This window comes from Rahnella rivi, from assembly GCF_019049655.1.
Taxonomy (GTDB): Bacteria; Pseudomonadota; Gammaproteobacteria; order Enterobacterales; family Enterobacteriaceae; genus Rahnella; species Rahnella rivi.
The window spans coordinates 184,792-202,077 of record NZ_JAFMOX010000059.1; the positions used below are offsets into that span (position 1 = coordinate 184,792).

Annotated in this window: 14 protein-coding genes; 10 read left to right on the forward strand and 4 right to left on the reverse strand. The window is 54.9% G+C overall.

Annotation, left to right across the window (positions count from 1 at the left end):
- Positions 1 to 19: 19 nt before the first annotated feature.
- Together J1779_RS13030 and J1779_RS13035 are read right to left on the reverse strand one after the other, a co-directional pair.
- On the reverse strand, positions 20 to 1,240 hold the full coding sequence (locus J1779_RS13030) for an aspartate aminotransferase family protein (protein ID WP_217203954.1): 1,221 nt from the start codon (positions 1,238 to 1,240) through the stop codon (positions 20 to 22).
- 202 nt (positions 1,241 to 1,442) lie between these two features.
- Positions 1,443 to 1,808: a hypothetical protein gene (locus tag J1779_RS13035; RefSeq protein ID WP_217203955.1), complete on the reverse strand. Its 366-nt coding sequence runs from the start codon at positions 1,806 to 1,808 to the stop codon at positions 1,443 to 1,445.
- Between the two features lie 207 nt (positions 1,809 to 2,015).
- On the opposite strand from J1779_RS13035, the gene J1779_RS13040 reads away from it, so the two are divergent.
- The 6 genes from J1779_RS13040 (at position 2,016) to J1779_RS13065 (ending at position 8,911) form a co-directional block, all read left to right on the forward strand.
- Positions 2,016 to 3,002, forward strand: coding sequence for an autoinducer 2 ABC transporter substrate-binding protein (locus tag J1779_RS13040; protein ID WP_056769447.1), 987 nt, complete (start codon positions 2,016 to 2,018; stop codon positions 3,000 to 3,002).
- A 158-nt stretch (positions 3,003 to 3,160) separates the two neighbouring features.
- Positions 3,161 to 4,699, forward strand: coding sequence for a sugar ABC transporter ATP-binding protein (locus J1779_RS13045; RefSeq protein WP_217203956.1), 1,539 nt, complete (start codon positions 3,161 to 3,163; stop codon positions 4,697 to 4,699).
- Positions 4,692 to 5,681, forward strand: a complete 990-nt coding sequence (locus J1779_RS13050; RefSeq protein WP_056769443.1) for an ABC transporter permease — start codon at positions 4,692 to 4,694, stop codon at positions 5,679 to 5,681. Before J1779_RS13045 ends, J1779_RS13050 begins: the two co-directional genes overlap by 8 nt.
- Position 5,682: 1 nt before the next feature.
- Positions 5,683 to 6,636 carry an ABC transporter permease gene (locus tag J1779_RS13055; RefSeq protein ID WP_217203957.1) on the forward strand — a complete coding sequence of 318 codons (954 nt, stop codon included), beginning with the start codon at positions 5,683 to 5,685 and terminating at the stop codon, positions 6,634 to 6,636.
- Positions 6,637 to 6,665: 29 nt separating this feature from the next.
- Entirely contained in the window at positions 6,666 to 8,306 is a 1,641-nt protein-coding gene (locus J1779_RS13060; protein ID WP_183847509.1) for an FGGY-family carbohydrate kinase, read from the forward strand.
- On the forward strand, positions 8,303 to 8,911 hold the full coding sequence (locus tag J1779_RS13065; protein ID WP_122094862.1) for a KpsF/GutQ family sugar-phosphate isomerase: 609 nt from the start codon (positions 8,303 to 8,305) through the stop codon (positions 8,909 to 8,911). The genes J1779_RS13060 and J1779_RS13065 overlap by 4 nt, the downstream gene beginning before the upstream one ends.
- Before the next feature lie 11 nt (positions 8,912 to 8,922).
- Here the strand turns inward: J1779_RS13065 and J1779_RS13070 are convergent, their stop codons facing one another.
- Positions 8,923 to 10,344 (reverse strand): aminotransferase-like domain-containing protein, encoded by a 1,422-nt coding sequence (locus J1779_RS13070; protein ID WP_056769435.1) that lies wholly within the window; start codon positions 10,342 to 10,344, stop codon positions 8,923 to 8,925.
- Positions 10,345 to 10,711: 367 nt separating this feature from the next.
- On the opposite strand from J1779_RS13070, the gene spy reads away from it, so the two are divergent.
- The 4 genes from spy to J1779_RS13090 all read left to right on the forward strand — a co-directional run bounded on the left by spy (position 10,712) and on the right by J1779_RS13090 (position 14,601).
- Positions 10,712 to 11,212, forward strand: coding sequence for an ATP-independent periplasmic protein-refolding chaperone Spy (gene spy / locus J1779_RS13075; protein WP_122094860.1), 501 nt, complete (start codon positions 10,712 to 10,714; stop codon positions 11,210 to 11,212).
- A gap of 290 nt (positions 11,213 to 11,502) precedes the next feature.
- On the forward strand, positions 11,503 to 13,587 hold the full coding sequence (locus tag J1779_RS13080; protein ID WP_217203958.1) for a carbon starvation CstA family protein: 2,085 nt from the start codon (positions 11,503 to 11,505) through the stop codon (positions 13,585 to 13,587).
- Entirely contained in the window at positions 13,580 to 13,885 is a 306-nt protein-coding gene (locus J1779_RS13085; protein WP_217203959.1) for a YbdD/YjiX family protein, read from the forward strand. Before J1779_RS13080 ends, J1779_RS13085 begins: the two co-directional genes overlap by 8 nt.
- Before the next feature lie 371 nt (positions 13,886 to 14,256).
- Positions 14,257 to 14,601 (forward strand): phage holin family protein, encoded by a 345-nt coding sequence (locus J1779_RS13090; protein ID WP_056769428.1) that lies wholly within the window; start codon positions 14,257 to 14,259, stop codon positions 14,599 to 14,601.
- Between the two features lie 291 nt (positions 14,602 to 14,892).
- Here the strand turns inward: J1779_RS13090 and J1779_RS13095 are convergent, their stop codons facing one another.
- Positions 14,893 to 16,998, reverse strand: coding sequence for a glycosyl hydrolase family 18 protein (locus J1779_RS13095; RefSeq protein ID WP_217203960.1), 2,106 nt, complete (start codon positions 16,996 to 16,998; stop codon positions 14,893 to 14,895).
- Between the last annotated feature and the right edge of the window lie 288 nt (positions 16,999 to 17,286).

The window sequence follows — 17,286 nt, forward strand, 5'->3', positions numbered from 1 at the left end:
CCTCATTTATCCCAAAGAATCACGCGCACAGGCGCGCGACGGCACGCTCAAGGCGGTTCAGCCCTTCTTCAATATCAGCCCCCGGTATGATCAGGGACGGCGCGAAACGCAGTACATTCGGCCCGGCAATCAGCGCAATCAGCCCCTCTTCTGCGGCCAGCGTGTTCAGCTGTTTGGCCTGATCCTGATAACGCTCGCTCATCACGGCGCCGATCAGCAGGCCCTGCCCGCGCACTTCGCTGAATACCTGATATTGCTCATTGATACGTTTCAGGCCATCGGCAAACCACTGATGGCGCTTGTGCACGCCTGCCAGCACGTCCGGCGTATTGATCATCTCAAACACTTTGCCAGCCACCGCCGTTGCCAGCGGGTTACCGCCGTAAGTGGTGCCGTGCGTGCCCGGCTGGAACAGCACAGCGTAGCGGTCGGTGGTCAGCATTGCGCCAATAGGGAAACCGCCGCCCAGCGCTTTGGCGCTGGTCAGAATGTCCGGCACCACGCCGTAATGCTGATACGCATATAGCTCGCCGGTGCGCCCGACGCCGGTCTGCACTTCATCAAAAATCAGCACGGCCTGATGCTTGTCACACAACTCGCGCAGGCCTTGCAGGAATTCCGCCTGCGCAGGCACCACGCCGCCCTCGCCCTGGATCGGCTCGACAATCACCGCGCAGGTACGGGAGGAAATCTGGCTGGCGACCGCGGCCAGGTCGTTGAACGGCAGATGGGTAATCGCCTGCGGTAACGGCGCAAAATCTTCCGAGTATTTCGGCTGACCGCCGGTGGTGACGGTAAACAACGTGCGCCCGTGAAACGCGTTTTTGAAGGCGATGATTTCATTCTTTTCGCCGCCGGCTTTGTTGCCGTAAAGGCGCGCCAGTTTGAGTGCCGCTTCGTTGGCTTCCGCCCCCGAGTTACAGAAAAACACCTTGTCGGCAAAGGTGGCGTCGATCAGCTGTTTCGCCAGACGCAATACCGGTTCGTTGGTATAGCCATTGCCCAGATGCCAGACTTTATCCGCCTGCTCAAGCAGCGTTTTACGAATTTCCGGATGGGCATGGCCCAGTGCATTCACGGCAATGCCGCCCGCAAAATCGACATAATCTTTGCCCGCCTGATCCCACAGCCAGGATCCTTCGCCGCGCACCGGAATAAACGCGGCAGGGGCATACACCGGCACCATCCAGTCATCAAAGTTCTGGCGGCTGACGTTTTGTGGCTGCTGTTGGTGTTCCATATAAACCTCTTAATGTAAGGCCAGTGACTGGCTGAATTCAGGGTGCAGGAGCCCGCCCCCCATACCGGCAGGATTTCTGGTTATTGGTTTGTTATTTAAAAGTTAATAAATAATCTCACTCAGTCACATCATAGAGTGCAGGCTTCGTGCCAGCAAAGGATAAAAGTGAATAAAAAGAATCAGCACCAGAAAAAACAATCACTTAAACGCGACCGTTATTCACTTTAAATGCATAAAAAATGAATAAACAAAAAAATCCCCTTTCGCAGCAACGAGGGGCAAAGAATGAGTATGCAGGGAAATATTTTGATGTTTGGCGCAATGTTTTAGTCAGGATTGTGATCCGGCGCGTATCACCTGTGCTGTCGCGCAGTGCAATGCCAGAAAATGGGGCAGGCGCGCACGGTTTTGGCGCATCCGCTGCCGTGACCCTGTTCACACTCTGCGCAAATAAAAAAAACCACAGGCGCATCCTTTCTGAAAAGCCCCCGTGAGGCGCTTCATATGTATTTAATTTGTTAATTAATTGATTGCTTTTTGTTTCATTGTTATCGGTAACACCTGCCATAGCGCGCCCGCATGAACCTGGTGATAGATTTAATTAACCAATATTTTACATATAAAGTTATTGGATTTAACAATTAAGGGCTTTGATCACATTCTGTTTACGAGCGAGAGAAAACGGCTTTCCCGTTAAGTTAATCTCTGAGTGTGGAATAAATAACCACCGCCCGTTCCCTACACCAGAACAGAACATCATAAGAAAGGTACAGACATGAAATTTAACCTCGCATTAGTCAATGCATGTGTGGTTTCAGCATGCATGTTATTCACGACACCGACATTCGCCGCCAAGCCTTACGACATCGCCGTGGTCGCTAAAGTCACCGGCATTCCCTGGTTCACCCGCATGGAAGTCGGCGTAAAAGAAGCCGCGCAAAAACTGAATGTGAATGCCTATCAGGTCGGCGGTTCAACGCCTGATCCGGCACAGCAGGTTAAAGTGATTGAAGATCTGATCGCCAAAAAAGTGGACGCCATTATCGTGGTGCCTAACGACGCCAAAGTGCTGGAGCCGGTGCTGAAAAAAGCCCGCGATCAGGGCATCGTGGTGTTAACCCATGAATCGCCGGATCAGCAAATTGGTCAGTGGGATATCGAAACCATCGACAGCCAGAAATATGCCGAAGCCAATATGGATGAGCTGGCGAAAGACATGGGCGGCAAAGGCGGATACGCCATTTATGTCGGTTCCCTGACCGTGCCATTGCATAACGCCTGGGCTGACGCCGCCATTAAATATCAGAAAGAAAAATACCCCGATATGCATGAAGTCACCTCACGCCTGCCGGTGGCCGAAAACATTGATAAGTCTTACTCCACCACGCTGGATCTCATGAAAACCTATCCTGATCTGAAAGGGATTATCGGTTTCGGTTCGCTCGGCCCGATCGGTGCCGGTCAGGCCGTTCAGCAGAAACGTGCGAAAAACAAACTCGCGGTAGTGGGTATCGCCATGCCCGCTCAGGCTGCGCCATACCTGATGCGCGGTGATATCAAGAAAGTCCTGTTGTGGGATCCGAAAGATGCCGGTTACGCCTTAGTGACCGTCGCCGACCAGTTGTTACAGGGTAAAGAAGTCACCAAAGACCTGAGCATCGAAGGGTTGGGCAAAGCGGATGTGGATATGGATAAACACGTGATCCGCTTTAATAAAATTCTGGAAGTCACGCCAGAGAATGCAAAATCACTCGGCTTCTGATGTAGCTTTTTAATTCTTTAATTTACCGGAGACATATTTATCTCCAGCGCCACACCAGGCAAATAGAAACAGATACGGCGTTGTGTGCTGTGCCGTATCTGAATTTCTAATCAGACATTGAATACTTATTCTAAATAGAACGTTGTAAGGATAATGTGATGAACACTCTCACTCCGTCGTCCGGTTCGCGCACGTCCCCTGCCCCTGCTGAGGCTTTTATCAGCCTCGAAAAAATCGGTAAAAAATTCCCCGGCGTTTTAGCGCTGGATAATGTCAGCCTGACGCTGAATAAAGGCGAAGTGCACTGTCTCGCCGGTCAGAATGGCTGCGGTAAAAGCACCATCATTAAAGTCATTTCCGGCGTCTATCAGCCGGAAAAAGGCGCGGCAATTACGCTCGATGGAAAACTTTTTCATAGCCTGACGCCGCAACTTTCTTCTTATTACGGCATTCAGGTTATTTATCAGGATCTCTCTTTATTTCCGAATTTATCGGTTGCCGAAAATATTGCCATCCACCGTTATTTACCGGGCGGCGATTTTTGGGTACATCGCGAGGCAATGCGCAAAAAAGCTGTGGCCGCTATGCAACGGGTCGGAATTTCTCTGGATCCGGATCGTAAAGTCGAAAAGCTGTCGATCGCCGACCGTCAGTTAGTGGCAATATGCCGCGCAATCGCTGCTGACGCCAGCCTGGTGATCATGGATGAACCCACCGCGTCGCTGACCCGCACCGAAGTGAACGGCCTGCTGCGGGTGGTGAATGAGCTGAAGGCCGCGGGCATCTGCGTGGTGTTCGTCAGCCACCGCCTTGATGAAGTGATGGAAGTCGCCGACCGCATCAGCGTGATGCGCGACGGCAAACTGGTGGGCACGTATCCGGCCAGCGAACTCGACAGCAATGAGCTGGCGTTCCTGATGACCGGACAGCGCTTTACCTACAGCCACCTGCCGCACCGCGCACCGGCCAACGTCACGCCGCTGCTGGAAGTCAGCCACCTGAGCCGCAAAGGCCAGTATCAGGATATTTCGCTGTCGCTGCGCCAGGGCGAAATCACCTCGATTATCGGCCTGCTGGGTTCAGGGCGTACTGAACTCTGTATGAGCTTATTCGGCATGAGCCAGCCGGACAGCGGCGAAATCCGCGTTAACGGCAAGGCGGTGAAATTTCACAGCAACCGCGACGCCATCCGTCACGGTATCGCTTATGTATCGGAAGACCGTCTGACGCAGGGGCTGATCATGGAGCAATCCATTTACGACAACACACTGGTGTCGATTTTCGACAAGCTGCACACCACCACCGGGCTGATGGATCACCGTAAAGCGGCGTCAGTGGTGAAAGACCTGATTCGTGATCTGAACATCAAAGTCTCCGACAGCGGCCTGCCGGTGAAAACGCTTTCCGGCGGCAATGCGCAGCGTATCGCCATCGCCAAATGGGTGGCGACGCAGCCGCATATTCTGATCCTCGATTCGCCGACCGTCGGCGTGGATATTGCCAATAAAGAAGGCATTTACCGTATTGCCCGTGACCTGGCGGAATCCGGCATGGCGGTACTGATGATTTGCGATGAAATTCCGGAAGCCTATTACAACAGTCACCGGGTGCTGGTGATGCGCAAAGGCGAACTGGTGGCGGAATTCGCCCCGCACCAGAGCAGCGAAGCGCAGATTGCGGAGGCGATCAATGGATAACAACGCACTGTCGAAACTGTTCTCCCGGCACGAATTCTGGCTGGGATTACTGGTCCTGCTGCTGGTCATCGGCCTGAGCCTCAGCACCAGTGAATTTATGACGCTCGGCAACCTGACCGACGTCGCCACCAGTTATGCCATTCTCGGCATTCTGGCCTGCGGCCTGTTTGTGGTGCTGATTGCCGGGGGTATCGACATCTCCTTCCCGGCGGTGACGTCCATCGGTCAGTACGTGATGGCGAGTTACATCCTCCATCACGGCGGCAGTTTTCCGCTGGCGTTTGCCATGTCGATGGGCACCGGTTTACTGCTCGGGCTGGTCAATGGTTTTCTGGTGTACTGGCTGCGCGTGCCGGCCATCATCATCACCATCGCCACGCTGAATCTGTTCTACGGATTGCTGGTGTACCTGACCAACGGCACCTGGCTGTACGGCTTCCCCGACTGGTTTATGAATGGCATTAACTGGTTCTCCTTTACCGCCGCGGACGGCTACGACTATGGCCTGACGCTGCCGTTACTCAGCCTGCTCGGGGTGATTATCGCCACCGGTGTGCTGATGAACCGCACCCGCGTCGGACGGCAGATTTACGCCATGGGCAGCAACCGTGACGCTGCGTCGCGCCTTGGTCTGAACATTCTGCGGCTGCATTTTTACGTCTACGGCTTTATGGGATTACTGGCGGGTATTGCTGCGGTGGTTCAGGCGCAAATCACTCAGTCCGTCGCACCGAATTCCCTGCTCGGCTATGAGCTGACGGTGCTGGCGGCGGTGGTGTTAGGCGGCACCAGCATGACCGGCGGGCGCGGTTCACTCACCGGCACCATTCTGGGTGTCATGCTGCTGGCCTTCCTGCAAAACGGCCTGACGCTGCTGAGTATCTCGTCTTACTGGCATCAGGTGTTCAGCGGCCTGATCATTCTGATCAGCATCAGCAGCACGGCGTGGAATGAAAAACGCAAACTGGCAAAGGGGATGTGACATGACGACCTTAACCCGATTTTTCCCCGGTGACCGCATTATCCGTTTGCAGTTGCTGATCATCATTGCCGTGGCCGTGTTGTTCTCTTTCACGCTGGGCGGCAGTTTTTACAGCGTCGGCAATTTCCAGTCGATCTCTTCGCAGTTGCCTATTCTGGGCATGCTGGCGCTGGGGATGGGCATCACCATGCTTACCGGCGGCATCAACCTTTCGGTGATTGCCGGTGCGAATGCCTGCTCGCTGGCCATGGCGGCCATTATGGTGGCGCACCCGAATCAGCCGGAATATTTCGCGCTGGCGATGCTCGCCGGTCTGGGCGTGGCGGTGGCTATCGGTGTGCTTAACGGTGCGCTGATCGCCTACGTGGGTGTCTCGCCGATTCTGGCGACGCTCGGCACCATGACGCTGATTGCCGGGCTGAATATCCTGCTGACCAGTGGTGCGGTGATTTCCGGCTTCCCGGCGGCCATCCAATATCTGAGCAACGGCAGCCTGCTGGGCATTCCGGTCGCCCTGCTGCTGTTCCTGCTGGTGGCGCTGCTGTTATGGGTGTTGCTCGAACACACCACCCTTGGCCGCAGCCTGTATCTGATGGGCTCCAACGAACAGGCCACACGCTTTAGCGGCGTCAACACCCATAAAGTGACCATCGCGGTGTACGTGCTTTCCGCCCTGCTCGGCTGGGGCGCGGCACTGCTGATGATGTCCAAATTTAACTCGGCGAAAGCAGGCTACGGCGACTCCTATTTACTGGTGACCATTCTGGCCTCCGTGCTCGGCGGGATTAACCCCGACGGCGGCTTTGGCCGGGTCATCGGGCTGGTGCTGGCGCTGATCGTCCTGCAAATGCTGGAAAGCGGCCTCAACCTGATGGGCGTCAGCAGTTACCTGACGATGGCCCTGTGGGGCGGCGTCCTGATCCTGTTTATCGCTCTGCAAAACAGAAAATCTTAAGCGAAAGCTTTTTACCGAAGGGAAAGAACATGGCGAGTTATTTTATTGGAGTTGACGTAGGAACCGGCAGCGCCCGCGCGGGCGTCTTCGACATGACCGGCCGCATGGTCGGCCAGGCCAGCCGTGAGATCACGTTGTACCGCCCGAAAGCCGATTTCGTCGAGCAATCTTCCGATGAGATCTGGCAGTCCGTCTGTAACGCCGTGAAAGACGCGGTGAATCAGGCCGACATCAACCCGATTCAGGTGAAAGGTATCGGTTTCGACGCCACCTGTTCGCTGGTGGTGCTGGATAAAGAAGGCAAACCGCTGACCGTCAGCCCGTCCGGGCGCAGCGAGCAGAACATCATTGTGTGGATGGATCACCGCGCCATTACGCAGGCGGAACGCATCAACGCCACCGGCCACCGCGTGCTGGAATTCGTCGGCGGGATTATTTCGCCGGAAATGCAGACGCCAAAACTGCTGTGGCTGAAACAGCATATGCCCACCACCTGGAACAACGTCGGGCACCTGTTCGATCTGCCGGATTTCCTGACCTGGCGCGCCACGCAGGACGCCACGCGCTCCCTGTGTTCCACCGTCTGTAAATGGACCTACATCGGCCACGAAGACCGCTGGGATCCGAGCTATTTCCGCCAGATCGGGCTGGAAGATTTGCTGGAAAATAATGCGGCGAAAATCGGCAGCGAAGTGAAAACCATGGGCGAACCGCTGGGGCATGGTCTGACCCAGCGCGCCGCCGCCGAAATGGGCCTGATGGCAGGCACGGCGGTCAGCGTCTCGATCATTGATGCGCACGCAGGCAGTCTCGGCATTCTCGGCGCCAGCGGCGCATCCGGTGAATCGGCAGATTTCGACAACCGCATCGCGCTGATCGGCGGCACCTCGACGGCACACATGGCGATGTCACGCAGTGCGCGCTATATCGGCGGCATCTGGGGCCCGTATTATTCGGCGATTTTGCCGGATTACTGGCTGAACGAAGGCGGGCAATCCACCACCGGCGCGCTGATCGATCACGTCATTCAGTCGCACCCGTGCTATCAGGATCTGCTGAAACAGGGCAAAGACAGCGGCAAAACCATTTACGAAGTGCTTAACGCCATCCTGCGCAAAATGGCAGGCGAGCCGGAAGACATTGCCTTCCTGACCAAAGACATTCATATGCTGCCCTACTTCCACGGCAACCGTTCACCGCGCGCCAACCCGACGCTGACCGGTACGCTGACCGGCCTGAAACTCTCGCGTACGCCGGAAGATATGGCACTGCATTATCTGGCGACCATTCAGGCGCTGGCGCTCGGCACCCGTCACATTATCGAAACCATGAACCAGAGCGGTTACCGCATCGATACCATGATGGCAAGCGGCGGCGGCACCAAAAACCCGGTGTTTGTGCAGGAGCATTCCAACGCCACCGGCTGCGCGATGTTATTGCCGGAAGAAAGCGAAGCGATGTTGCTCGGCAGCGCCATGATGGGCACCGTCGCGGCGGGTGCGTATGACTCGCTGCCGGAAGCCATGGCCGCCATGAGCCGCATCGGCAAAACCGTCACGCCGCAAACCAACAAAATCAAAGAGTATTACGACCGCAAATACCGCGTATTCCATGAGATGTACCACGACAGCATGAAGTACCGCCGCCTGATGCAGGGGGAAACCGAATGAACGCAGAGGAAGAATTTGCTCTGGCGTGCCAGGGCTGGCAGACCTACAGCCAGGAATTACTGGCATTGCAGCGCCATCTCGATGCCGATATCTGGCAGCAGTTGCTGACGCTGGTGACCGGCTGTAAGGGCAAAATTGCGGTGACCGGCGTGGGCACGTCGGGGATTGCGGCGCGCAAAATCGCCCATATGCTGGCGTGCGTTGAACAACCGGCGGTGTACCTCAGTGCCACCGATGCCGCGCACGGCGACTTAGGTTTTATGCGCAGTGATGACCTGATGATCCTGATTTCGCGCGGCGGAAATTCCGAAGAGCTGACGCGCCTTTTGCCGACACTGAAAGCCAAAGGTGTGGCGATCGTCAGCGTGACCGAGAATCTGGATTCAGCCATTGCCCGTGCCGCCACGCTGGTGGTGAAAACCCATATACAGCGGGAAATCGATCCGCTGAATATGCTCGCCACCACCTCTATCGTGCTGGTGCTGGCGGTGTTCGACGCGCTGTGCGGCAACATCATGCTGCGCAACGGCTTTGACCAGCAACGTTTACTGAAAGTGCATCCGGGCGGAAACGTCGGTAAGACGCTGCGGGAACAGGATGTCTGACAACGCGCTTTTCACTGCTTAATCTCCTCCGCCACCAGCGCCGCCAGAATCGAGATGGCGCGCGCGGTGTGCGGAGCCCATTCGAAAGACGTGTTGATACGGATGCAGTGGCTGAAACGCTGATCGGCAGAAAACATGCTGCCGGGCGCCACACTGACGCCTTTTGCCAGCGCCAGCTGATAGACCCGCGCCGCATCGACGTTTTCCCCCAGATCCAGCCATAAAAAATAGCCGCCCTTTGGCTGGCTGACAGAAACCTGTGCGGGGAATTCGGCGAGAATGGCGTGATACATCGCCATTTGCCGCTGCTCGAGTACGCGGCGAAGACGGCGCAGATGGGTGTCATAACCTCCCTGCTGTAAATAATCGGCCAGCGCCAGCTGCACCGGCACGCTGGCCGATAAAGTGCTCATCAGCTGTAACCGCTGGATGCGCTCGGCGTATGCCCCCGCCGCCACCCAGCCGACGCGAAAACCCGGTGCCAGACATTTAGAAAATGACGAACAGTGCAGGATCTCGCTGCGGTAGGACGAGGCCTTCAGCGGCACCGCGCGTTCACTGCCGAAATAGAGTTCGCTGTAAACGTCATCTTCAATAATGGCGACCTGGTGCGCCTGCAAAATTTCCACCAGCCGGGCTTTGTTTTCCGGCGGCAAGGTACAGCCGAGCGGATTCTGATAGCTGGACATCAGCCAGCAGGCTTTGATCGGGTAGGTTTCCAGCGCTTTTTCCAATGCATCGGGATCCATGCCGTACCGCACGTCAGTCGGAATGGCGACCGCTTTGAGTTTGCGCCGCTCAATGGCCTGCAACACGCCATAAAAAGCCGGAGATTCAATCGCCACCCAGTCTCCCGGCTCGGTCACCATCTGCAAACTCAGCCCGAGCGACTCCATCGCGCCAGACGTAATGACGATTTCATCCGGCGCGACTTCGATACCGTTTTGCGCATAACGCTGGGCAATGCTGCGGCGCAGCTCTTCGTTACCCGGCGGCAGGTTGGCAGTGGCGCTGTGAGGGGACATCCGGCGCACGGCGCTGGCAAGCGATCGCGCCAGACGCGGCTGGGGAAATAACGTCGGATCCGGGAACGCCGAGCCAAGCGGCACCACGCCAGGATCTTGTCCGGCTTTGAGAATATCAAAAATGGCATCGTTGACGTCCACCTGCTCGGCGGCATGCAGACGCTCGTCCGGCTGATGCCGCACCGGACGCTGCAATCCGGCAGCCACGTAGTAACCGGACTGAGGCCGCGCGACAATCACTCCCTGACTTTCCAGCAGCTGGTAAGCCTGTAGGACCGTCATCAGGCTCAGGCCAGACTGTTTGCAGGTGTCACGCAATGAAGGCAGGCGATCGCCGGGCAGCCAGACCTGGGTGTCAATTTGTTTGCGCAGCGTGCGCGCCAGCTGGGCATAGCGGGATTCAGTCATAATGCGGATCACTGTTACAAGCGGTGTTAACGAAATGAAAACTATTATGCCTGTTTTCGCCTGTTCATCGCCAAGTAAACCGTGAGTAAACTTCAAACATTCTTTACACGCGGGCTATAGCGGCAAATCATTCATCATGTTAATGTTTGAATCCTTCGCATGACTCGGATTTATCCGAACCGCCATTCACGTCTGTTCGCCTAACCTTACGCTTTCTAAACATTTTCTCCATGATTGCGTGAAATGTGTCTCTCCGACTTTCAGAATTTTACATCTACCTCGCATTACTATTCATTGGATTCAGTAGACTTGCTTTCGTCGAAACAAAACGGGCAACGTGCCTGAATCTTCAATAAGGAATTTTATTATGCGTAAACTTACCGCAATGATTGTGGCTTCAACCCTGGCTCTGAGCTCTGCTTCTTTCGCGTTTGCTGCTGAGACGACTGCACCTCCAGCACCTGATGCTGCTCACGGCAAAATGCTGCATCATAAAGGCCCGCAACACATGAACCCGTTTGCCGGCCTGAACCTGACTGAGCAGCAAAAAACTCAGATGAAAGACATCATGAAAGACAGCGGCGCACGCCCTGACCGTGCCGCCATGAAAGCGCAGATGGATCAGATGCACAGCCTGGTGGCGACCGACAGCTTCGACGAAGCTAAGGTGAAATCGCAGATTGATACCATCACCAAAGCACAGTCTGACCGTATGCTCGACCGTGCCCGTGCAGAGAACAAAATGTATAACCTGCTGACACCTGAGCAGAAAAAACAGTTCAACGAGAACTACCAGAAACGCTCTGCCAAAATGGAACAGATGCGTGACCACAAACCAGGTCAGGAAAAACCTGCTGCTGCAGAATAATCCCCGACCTGACAGAAATAGACCGGCCTTCGTGGCCGGTTTTTTTTTGGTTTTTTCCTGCCCCGCCACAACTTTATTGTCATCCGACCAGTACTCTCTGTGCAAAGCGTAAACCGCATCACACTTCCGCTTTTAACTTCAAACTTTTCTGTTCAAAAACATTATTTTTGACCAGTAATTTAACATAGTCGCAACGTGCCGCTGGCGCGCCGACCCTTACCTCCCTACCTCACACTCTCACAAAAAAAGTGGCCAGCACGACAAAGGACCACTCACAAGGAGTTGTAATCATGAAAAGCGTCAAGTCCGGGATAACCTGGCTGGTGGTGGCGTTCATCGGAGCCTTTGCTTTTTGCATGCTGGCGTTAAGTCGTGGCGAACACGTCAACGCGCTCTGGCTGGTGGTTGCCGCCATTGCCTGTTACAGCATTGCCTACCGTTTTTACAGTCTGTTTATCGCCGAAAAAGTGTTTGAACTCGATGATAAACGCATGACCCCCGCCGAGCGCCACAACGACGGGCTGGATTATGTGCCGACCAATAAATGGGTGCTGTTCGGCCACCACTTTGCGGCGATTGCCGGAGCAGGCCCGCTGGTCGGCCCGATCCTCGCCGCGCAAATGGGCTTTTTGCCGGGCACCATCTGGATTTTAGTCGGCGTCATGCTGGCCGGAGCGGTGCAGGATTTCCTGATCCTATTTATCTCTACCCGCCGCGATGGCCGTTCTCTCGGAGAAATGGCGAAGCAGGAGCTGGGTAATTTCGCAGGCGTCATCACCATGCTCGGGGCGCTGGGCGTGATGATCATTATTCTGTCGGCGCTGGCGCTGGTGGTGGTCAAAGCGCTGGCCGACAGTCCGTGGGGGCTGTTCACCATTGCCGCGACCATTCCGATTGCCCTGTTTATGGGCATCTATATGCGCTTTCTGCGTCCGGGGAAAATTGCTGAAGTGTCGGTGATTGGCTTTGTGCTGATGATGCTCGCGATTATTTACGGCGGCAACGTGGCGGCGGATCCTTACTGGGGGCCGTTCTTTACCCTGCACGGCACCACGCTGACCTGGGTGCTGGTGATTTATGGTTTTATTGCCTCGGTATTGCCGGTCTGGCTGCTGCTGGCACCGCGCGATTACCTCTCAACGTTTCTGAAAATCGGCGTTATTGCCGGGCTGGCGGTCGGTATCGTCTTCGCCATGCCGGAAATGAAAATGCCCGCCGTATCGCGTTTTATTGACGGCAGCGGCCCGGTATTCTCCGGCAGCCTGTTCCCGTTCCTGTTTATCACCATCGCCTGCGGGTCGATTTCAGGTTTCCACGCGCTGGTTTCCAGCGGCACCACGCCGAAACTGGTGGAGCGCGAAAGTCACATCCGCTTTATCGGCTACGGGGCGATGCTGATGGAATCGTTTGTGGCGATCATGGCGCTGATTTGTGCGTCAGTGATCGACCCTGGCGTCTATTTTGCGATGAACTCACCGGCGGCGCTGATTGGCACCACGGTGGAAAGTGCCTCGCAGGTGATTAACGGCTGGGGCTTTGTCATCACGCCGGATATTCTGACGCAAATAGCCAAAGACGTCGGCGAGCAGTCAATCCTGTCCCGCGCCGGTGGCGCACCGACCTTCGCCGTCGGCATGGCGCACATCATTACTGAGGTGTTTAACAGCCGCGCGATGATGGCCTTCTGGTATCACTTTGCGATCCTGTTTGAAGCCTTGTTCATCCTGACCGCCGTGGATGCCGGTACCCGCGCCTGCCGTTTTATGGTGCAGGATCTGGTAGGCGTTGCCGTCCCTTCTTTAGCCAATAACCGTTCGTGGATCGGCACGTTCGCCGGTACTACCGTCGCGGTCGCGGGCTGGGGTTTCTTCGTGTATCAGGGCGTGGTCGATCCGTTAGGGGGCATCAATACTCTGTGGCCGCTGTTCGGTATCGGCAATCAGATGCTGGCCTCGATGGCGCTGATCCTCGGCACTGTAGTGCTGTTCAAAATGAAAAAGCAGCGTTATGCCTGGGTGACTATTTTGCCGACCATCTGGCTGTTCATCACCTCGATGACCGCAGGCTGGCAGAAGATTTTCCACGAAAAACCGTCGATTGGATTCCTGGCGCAGGCGAAGAAATTCTCTGCCGGGATCGACAGTGGTGAAATCATCAAACCGGCCAAAACGCTGGCTGATATGCACACCATCGTGCTGAATAATCAGATCAACGCCGTGCTGTGCGGCTTCTTTATGCTGGTGGCGGTGACGATGCTGGTGTCGTCGTTCTTTGTTATCCGCCGCGCACTGAAATCCGCCACGCCGACGGTACATGAAACAGCCGTGGTGCTGCGCCGTGAAGGCCGCCCGGTTGGCGAGGTGCGCCATGTCTGAGTCACGCGCATTGTTTAAAACACCGCGACCGGCGTCGTTTCGCATCATCAGCTGTCAGCCGCTGTTTATCGTCGAGCCGAAGCCGCACAACGTTTCCGGCTGGCTGAAGCTGGCTATCCGGCGCACTGCGCAGAGTTTCCGGCTGATGGTCGGCGTGCAGGATTACCAAAATTATGTGCAGCATATGAAGGTGCGACACCCGGATAACGAGCCGATGTCCGAGCGGGAGTTTCACTGCCGCTGTCTGGAAGCAAGATTCCCCAGCGAAGGCGGGAAGATGGGGAAATGTCCGTGCTGAGGCGCAGAGTTTCTGTGCCGTGAACTAAAACCTTGGGCAGCCCGTCACGGATGACGGGTTGATATGCTTAGTGTGCGAACAAAATTATCACGCGGGTTATCTTTCTGAAATTCAAACGCTATTATTTTTTTAAATTGCCGGCCGGTGTGTGGGATAAAAAACTCACTGTGCGGCCTAAGCCTTTCTGGTTAAGAAAAAACCTCGCCCGGTTGCGGCCTGCTCCCCTTTCGTCTTCTCACTTTTCGCGATTGCGCGGCTAAAAACCGTCACGCAAAAATGTGTGGCTATGTGATTTTTGCCCGGCGTCTTCTGGTGATAATTTAACCATACACAAGTTAACCGGTTTTATTCTTACCTTAGAGGAAAGCATCATGATTGGCGCAGCACATGCCAGAGATATCGTCACCATAGAGCACAGTATTGTTTTTGCCGTTATGGGAATGTCAGCGTGGGGTGGCGTCGTTCGCTACATCATGCTGAGACAGAAGAAGGCCTTCATGGATGAACTTAAGGCCTGTCTTTTACAGGTTATCGTCTCCTGTTTCAGCGGCATGATATTGAGTATTTTCGTTTTGTCGCACGATGCCAACGATGACAAGCTACTGGTCATCGCCGGGCTGGGCGGCGTGTTTGCCGGGCCGATTATCACCCTGCTCGGTAAGAAAATTTCGGCGTTCATTGACACCATGACCCCCGCGCCGAAACAACAAGGTTAATCCTTTCCCCCGACAGACCCACGTCTGCGGGGGATTTTTTTTGCCCTCTTCCCGCGCTGTACGCCCTCTTCGTTCTGCTTTAACTGTCTCAACCTCTCACTCTCCCTCAGTACGCCAGGCCACACCCTGCGCTGTCTCGGATACAGCCTGCTGAACCTGTGTGTCTGACGCGGGTTCGGCAAGCTGCATCAGCCCACCGTTGCAGCAAAAAAAAGCGGGACACCCGTAAGTGTCCCGCTTTGCGCTTTCATTAGCATGAGGTCAGAACCTCATGACGTCTGCGTGGTGTAATCAGAGTAACTTCCACTGTGACCATTCACCGGTGAACTCTGCCAGACCTGGCTCGTTTGCCTGAGTCCAGTAGTTAGCCACGTAATCTTTTCCTTTATGGCTGACTTTATCGCCGGTGTTGTACACCTTGCCGGATTCCCACTCGTCGTATTTACCTGCCGGTGTTGGCGTTGGTGTCGGTTCCGGAGTCGGTTCTGGCGTCGGTTCCGGCGTCGGTTCTGGGGTAGGTTCCGGCGTCGGCTCCGGGGTCGGTTCAGGCGTCGGTTCAGGCGTTGGCGTCGGGTCGATCACTTCTTCACCAAAGACCACCAGCGTGTAGTTTTTGGCAACGGAAGTGGCCGCATGGGTGTCAGTGACCGTCAGGGAGAACTGGAACTCTGCACGGCTGACCACGGTTGGCGCGATAAAGGTAATGGTTGACGTGGTGGTGCTGTTTGGCGAAATACCCGCCGGAACGCTCCACTTGTAGGTCAGCGCCTCGTTATCGGCATCGCTCGAGGCAGCACCGCTCAGACGCACTTTTGAACCGCTGATCACCTGCAACTGGATATCCGCAACCGGTGTGGTATTGGTAGCAGGTTTATCATCATCAGGCACTTCGCCGGCGACATTGATACCGTCGAAGTAGAACGGTGCCATATCGACAACCTGATTAGTCACGGAGCAACCCAGACCTTCACGGGCGGCGTTAACCAGCACACCGTTGTCCTGATCGATAGTCCAGGTAAACAGTGCGCCGAGCCCTTTTTTCGCTACATACTGACCTTTAGCCCTGACGCTGCGCGGAGTATCAAGGGAAACGAACAGTTTTGTGTCTTTGTTGTACAGGTAATCAGCGTCTGCGACCTGGTCGGTGTACACGCTGAAACCGTTACGGCCTTTCTGGTTTTCCAGATCGATATAGTTATTGATCAGGTCATACCATTCGCTGCAACCGCTTTCGAATGTGCCGGTGGTTTCAGCATTGGGTGTCGGTGAGTAGGTGCCTTTGAGCGGAGAGTAGCTTTCCAGAACCGCATTCTGGCCGTTACGTGAATATCCCGCATAACCTACGTTAATGCGGTCAGCCGGGAAGCCTTTCGCCAACAGGTAATCAACGATGGTATCCACGCCCCACCCGCCTTCTACCAGCGCGTGCAGGTTGGTGTGGTGATCGAGTTTCTCTGCCCACGGCGTACCGTAGAAGTCGTAAGTCATCACGTTGATGCTGTACAGACCGTTTTTCAGCAGTGTGGCGACATCTGATTTTTCCAAAATCGCCACCACCGCAGAACTGGCGATACTGATTTTGACGTCACTGCGTTTAATGGCTTTCAGCTCTTTGGTGATTTCAGCCAGCAGCAATGCATAGTTCGCACCATCAGAATCACTGTAGGCATTGTTGTTACCGGCGTTGCCCGGATATTCCCAGTCGATATCCACTTCAGAGAACATCGGGAAGCGGGTAAACAGTTTTGCCACGCCTTTTGCAAAGGTGCTGCGACCCGCAGACGTTTGCGACATGTTGTGGAAACCGCTGCTCATGGTCCAGCCGCCGATACTCATCGACAGTGCCAGGTCATGCCCCTGGGTTTTGGCTTTGGCTTGCAGATCACGCAGGCCGCCGACGATACCTTTTACTGTCGCCTGAGTGGCGGAGTTCACGTCCATTTCTTCCCAGCCGGACTCTTTCAGGCCAACGTTGTTGCTGGTCTGGAAGTCGCCCCATGGGTCGAGGAAGGTGGGTTCGTTAGTGGATTTGTTCAGATTGCTTGCAGCGCGGGCGATAACTTCCGCTTTTTCGCCGGTGCTGTCGCCGACAATGCCCAGGAAGCCAAGAATGATTTTGTCGTACGCCGTCGGGCTGACGTTGGCTAAATCATAACCGCGACCGCGATTAGCCGGGGTGTCATCTCCGTCGGTCTGACGGCTGTCATACTGCGACCAGTCAGTGTAGTAACCGAAGACTTTAGGTTTATTGGTGGTGTCATACTTGTTGTACACCGGTTTAGCCACGCGGGCAGAGGTATAGCTATATTTAACCGTGTCTTTCGACGCGTCAAAACCGTCCGCTTTATAAGATTTGTCAGTCAGAGAATCTGTTTTAATCAATTTACTGGTAGCCATAATAGTTTCCTGAATAGAAGTTAAGGGTCTAACAGCGTCTTGCTGTTGAAGCTATAATTAGTGAGAGGACGTTTTCTCTCAAATCATCATTCAGCATAAATATTTTTGACAACGATGATGTTCAGGAAATGAGCATCAATTTTTTATCTGATAGTGCAGGAAACTGGACAAGTAATGAGCTGCCGGGGTTTTGCAATCAAAAACATCACCCTGCCGGTTTAAGCAATGAGTCACAATACGGGTTTAATGTGCCACCGATGATATAAATAAAATCCTATAATTCAACGT

What these genes read in the sequence shown, in the direction of transcription:
- J1779_RS13030 (WP_217203954.1), bottom strand. Translation starts at nt 1,240, where the DNA reads ATGGAACACCAACAGCAGCCACAAAACGTCAGCCGCCAGAACTTTGAT.
- J1779_RS13035 (WP_217203955.1), bottom strand. Translation starts at nt 1,808, where the DNA reads ATGGCAGGTGTTACCGATAACAATGAAACAAAAAGCAATCAATTAATT.
- J1779_RS13040 (WP_056769447.1), top strand. Translation starts at nt 2,016, where the DNA reads ATGAAATTTAACCTCGCATTAGTCAATGCATGTGTGGTTTCAGCATGC.
- J1779_RS13045 (WP_217203956.1), top strand. Translation starts at nt 3,161, where the DNA reads ATGAACACTCTCACTCCGTCGTCCGGTTCGCGCACGTCCCCTGCCCCT.
- J1779_RS13050 (WP_056769443.1), top strand. Translation starts at nt 4,692, where the DNA reads ATGGATAACAACGCACTGTCGAAACTGTTCTCCCGGCACGAATTCTGG.
- J1779_RS13055 (WP_217203957.1), top strand. Translation starts at nt 5,683, where the DNA reads ATGACGACCTTAACCCGATTTTTCCCCGGTGACCGCATTATCCGTTTG.
- J1779_RS13060 (WP_183847509.1), top strand. Translation starts at nt 6,666, where the DNA reads ATGGCGAGTTATTTTATTGGAGTTGACGTAGGAACCGGCAGCGCCCGC.
- J1779_RS13065 (WP_122094862.1), top strand. Translation starts at nt 8,303, where the DNA reads ATGAACGCAGAGGAAGAATTTGCTCTGGCGTGCCAGGGCTGGCAGACC.
- J1779_RS13070 (WP_056769435.1), bottom strand. Translation starts at nt 10,344, where the DNA reads ATGACTGAATCCCGCTATGCCCAGCTGGCGCGCACGCTGCGCAAACAA.
- spy (WP_122094860.1), top strand. Translation starts at nt 10,712, where the DNA reads ATGCGTAAACTTACCGCAATGATTGTGGCTTCAACCCTGGCTCTGAGC.
- J1779_RS13080 (WP_217203958.1), top strand. Translation starts at nt 11,503, where the DNA reads ATGAAAAGCGTCAAGTCCGGGATAACCTGGCTGGTGGTGGCGTTCATC.
- J1779_RS13085 (WP_217203959.1), top strand. Translation starts at nt 13,580, where the DNA reads ATGTCTGAGTCACGCGCATTGTTTAAAACACCGCGACCGGCGTCGTTT.
- J1779_RS13090 (WP_056769428.1), top strand. Translation starts at nt 14,257, where the DNA reads ATGATTGGCGCAGCACATGCCAGAGATATCGTCACCATAGAGCACAGT.
- J1779_RS13095 (WP_217203960.1), bottom strand. Translation starts at nt 16,998, where the DNA reads ATGGCTACCAGTAAATTGATTAAAACAGATTCTCTGACTGACAAATCT.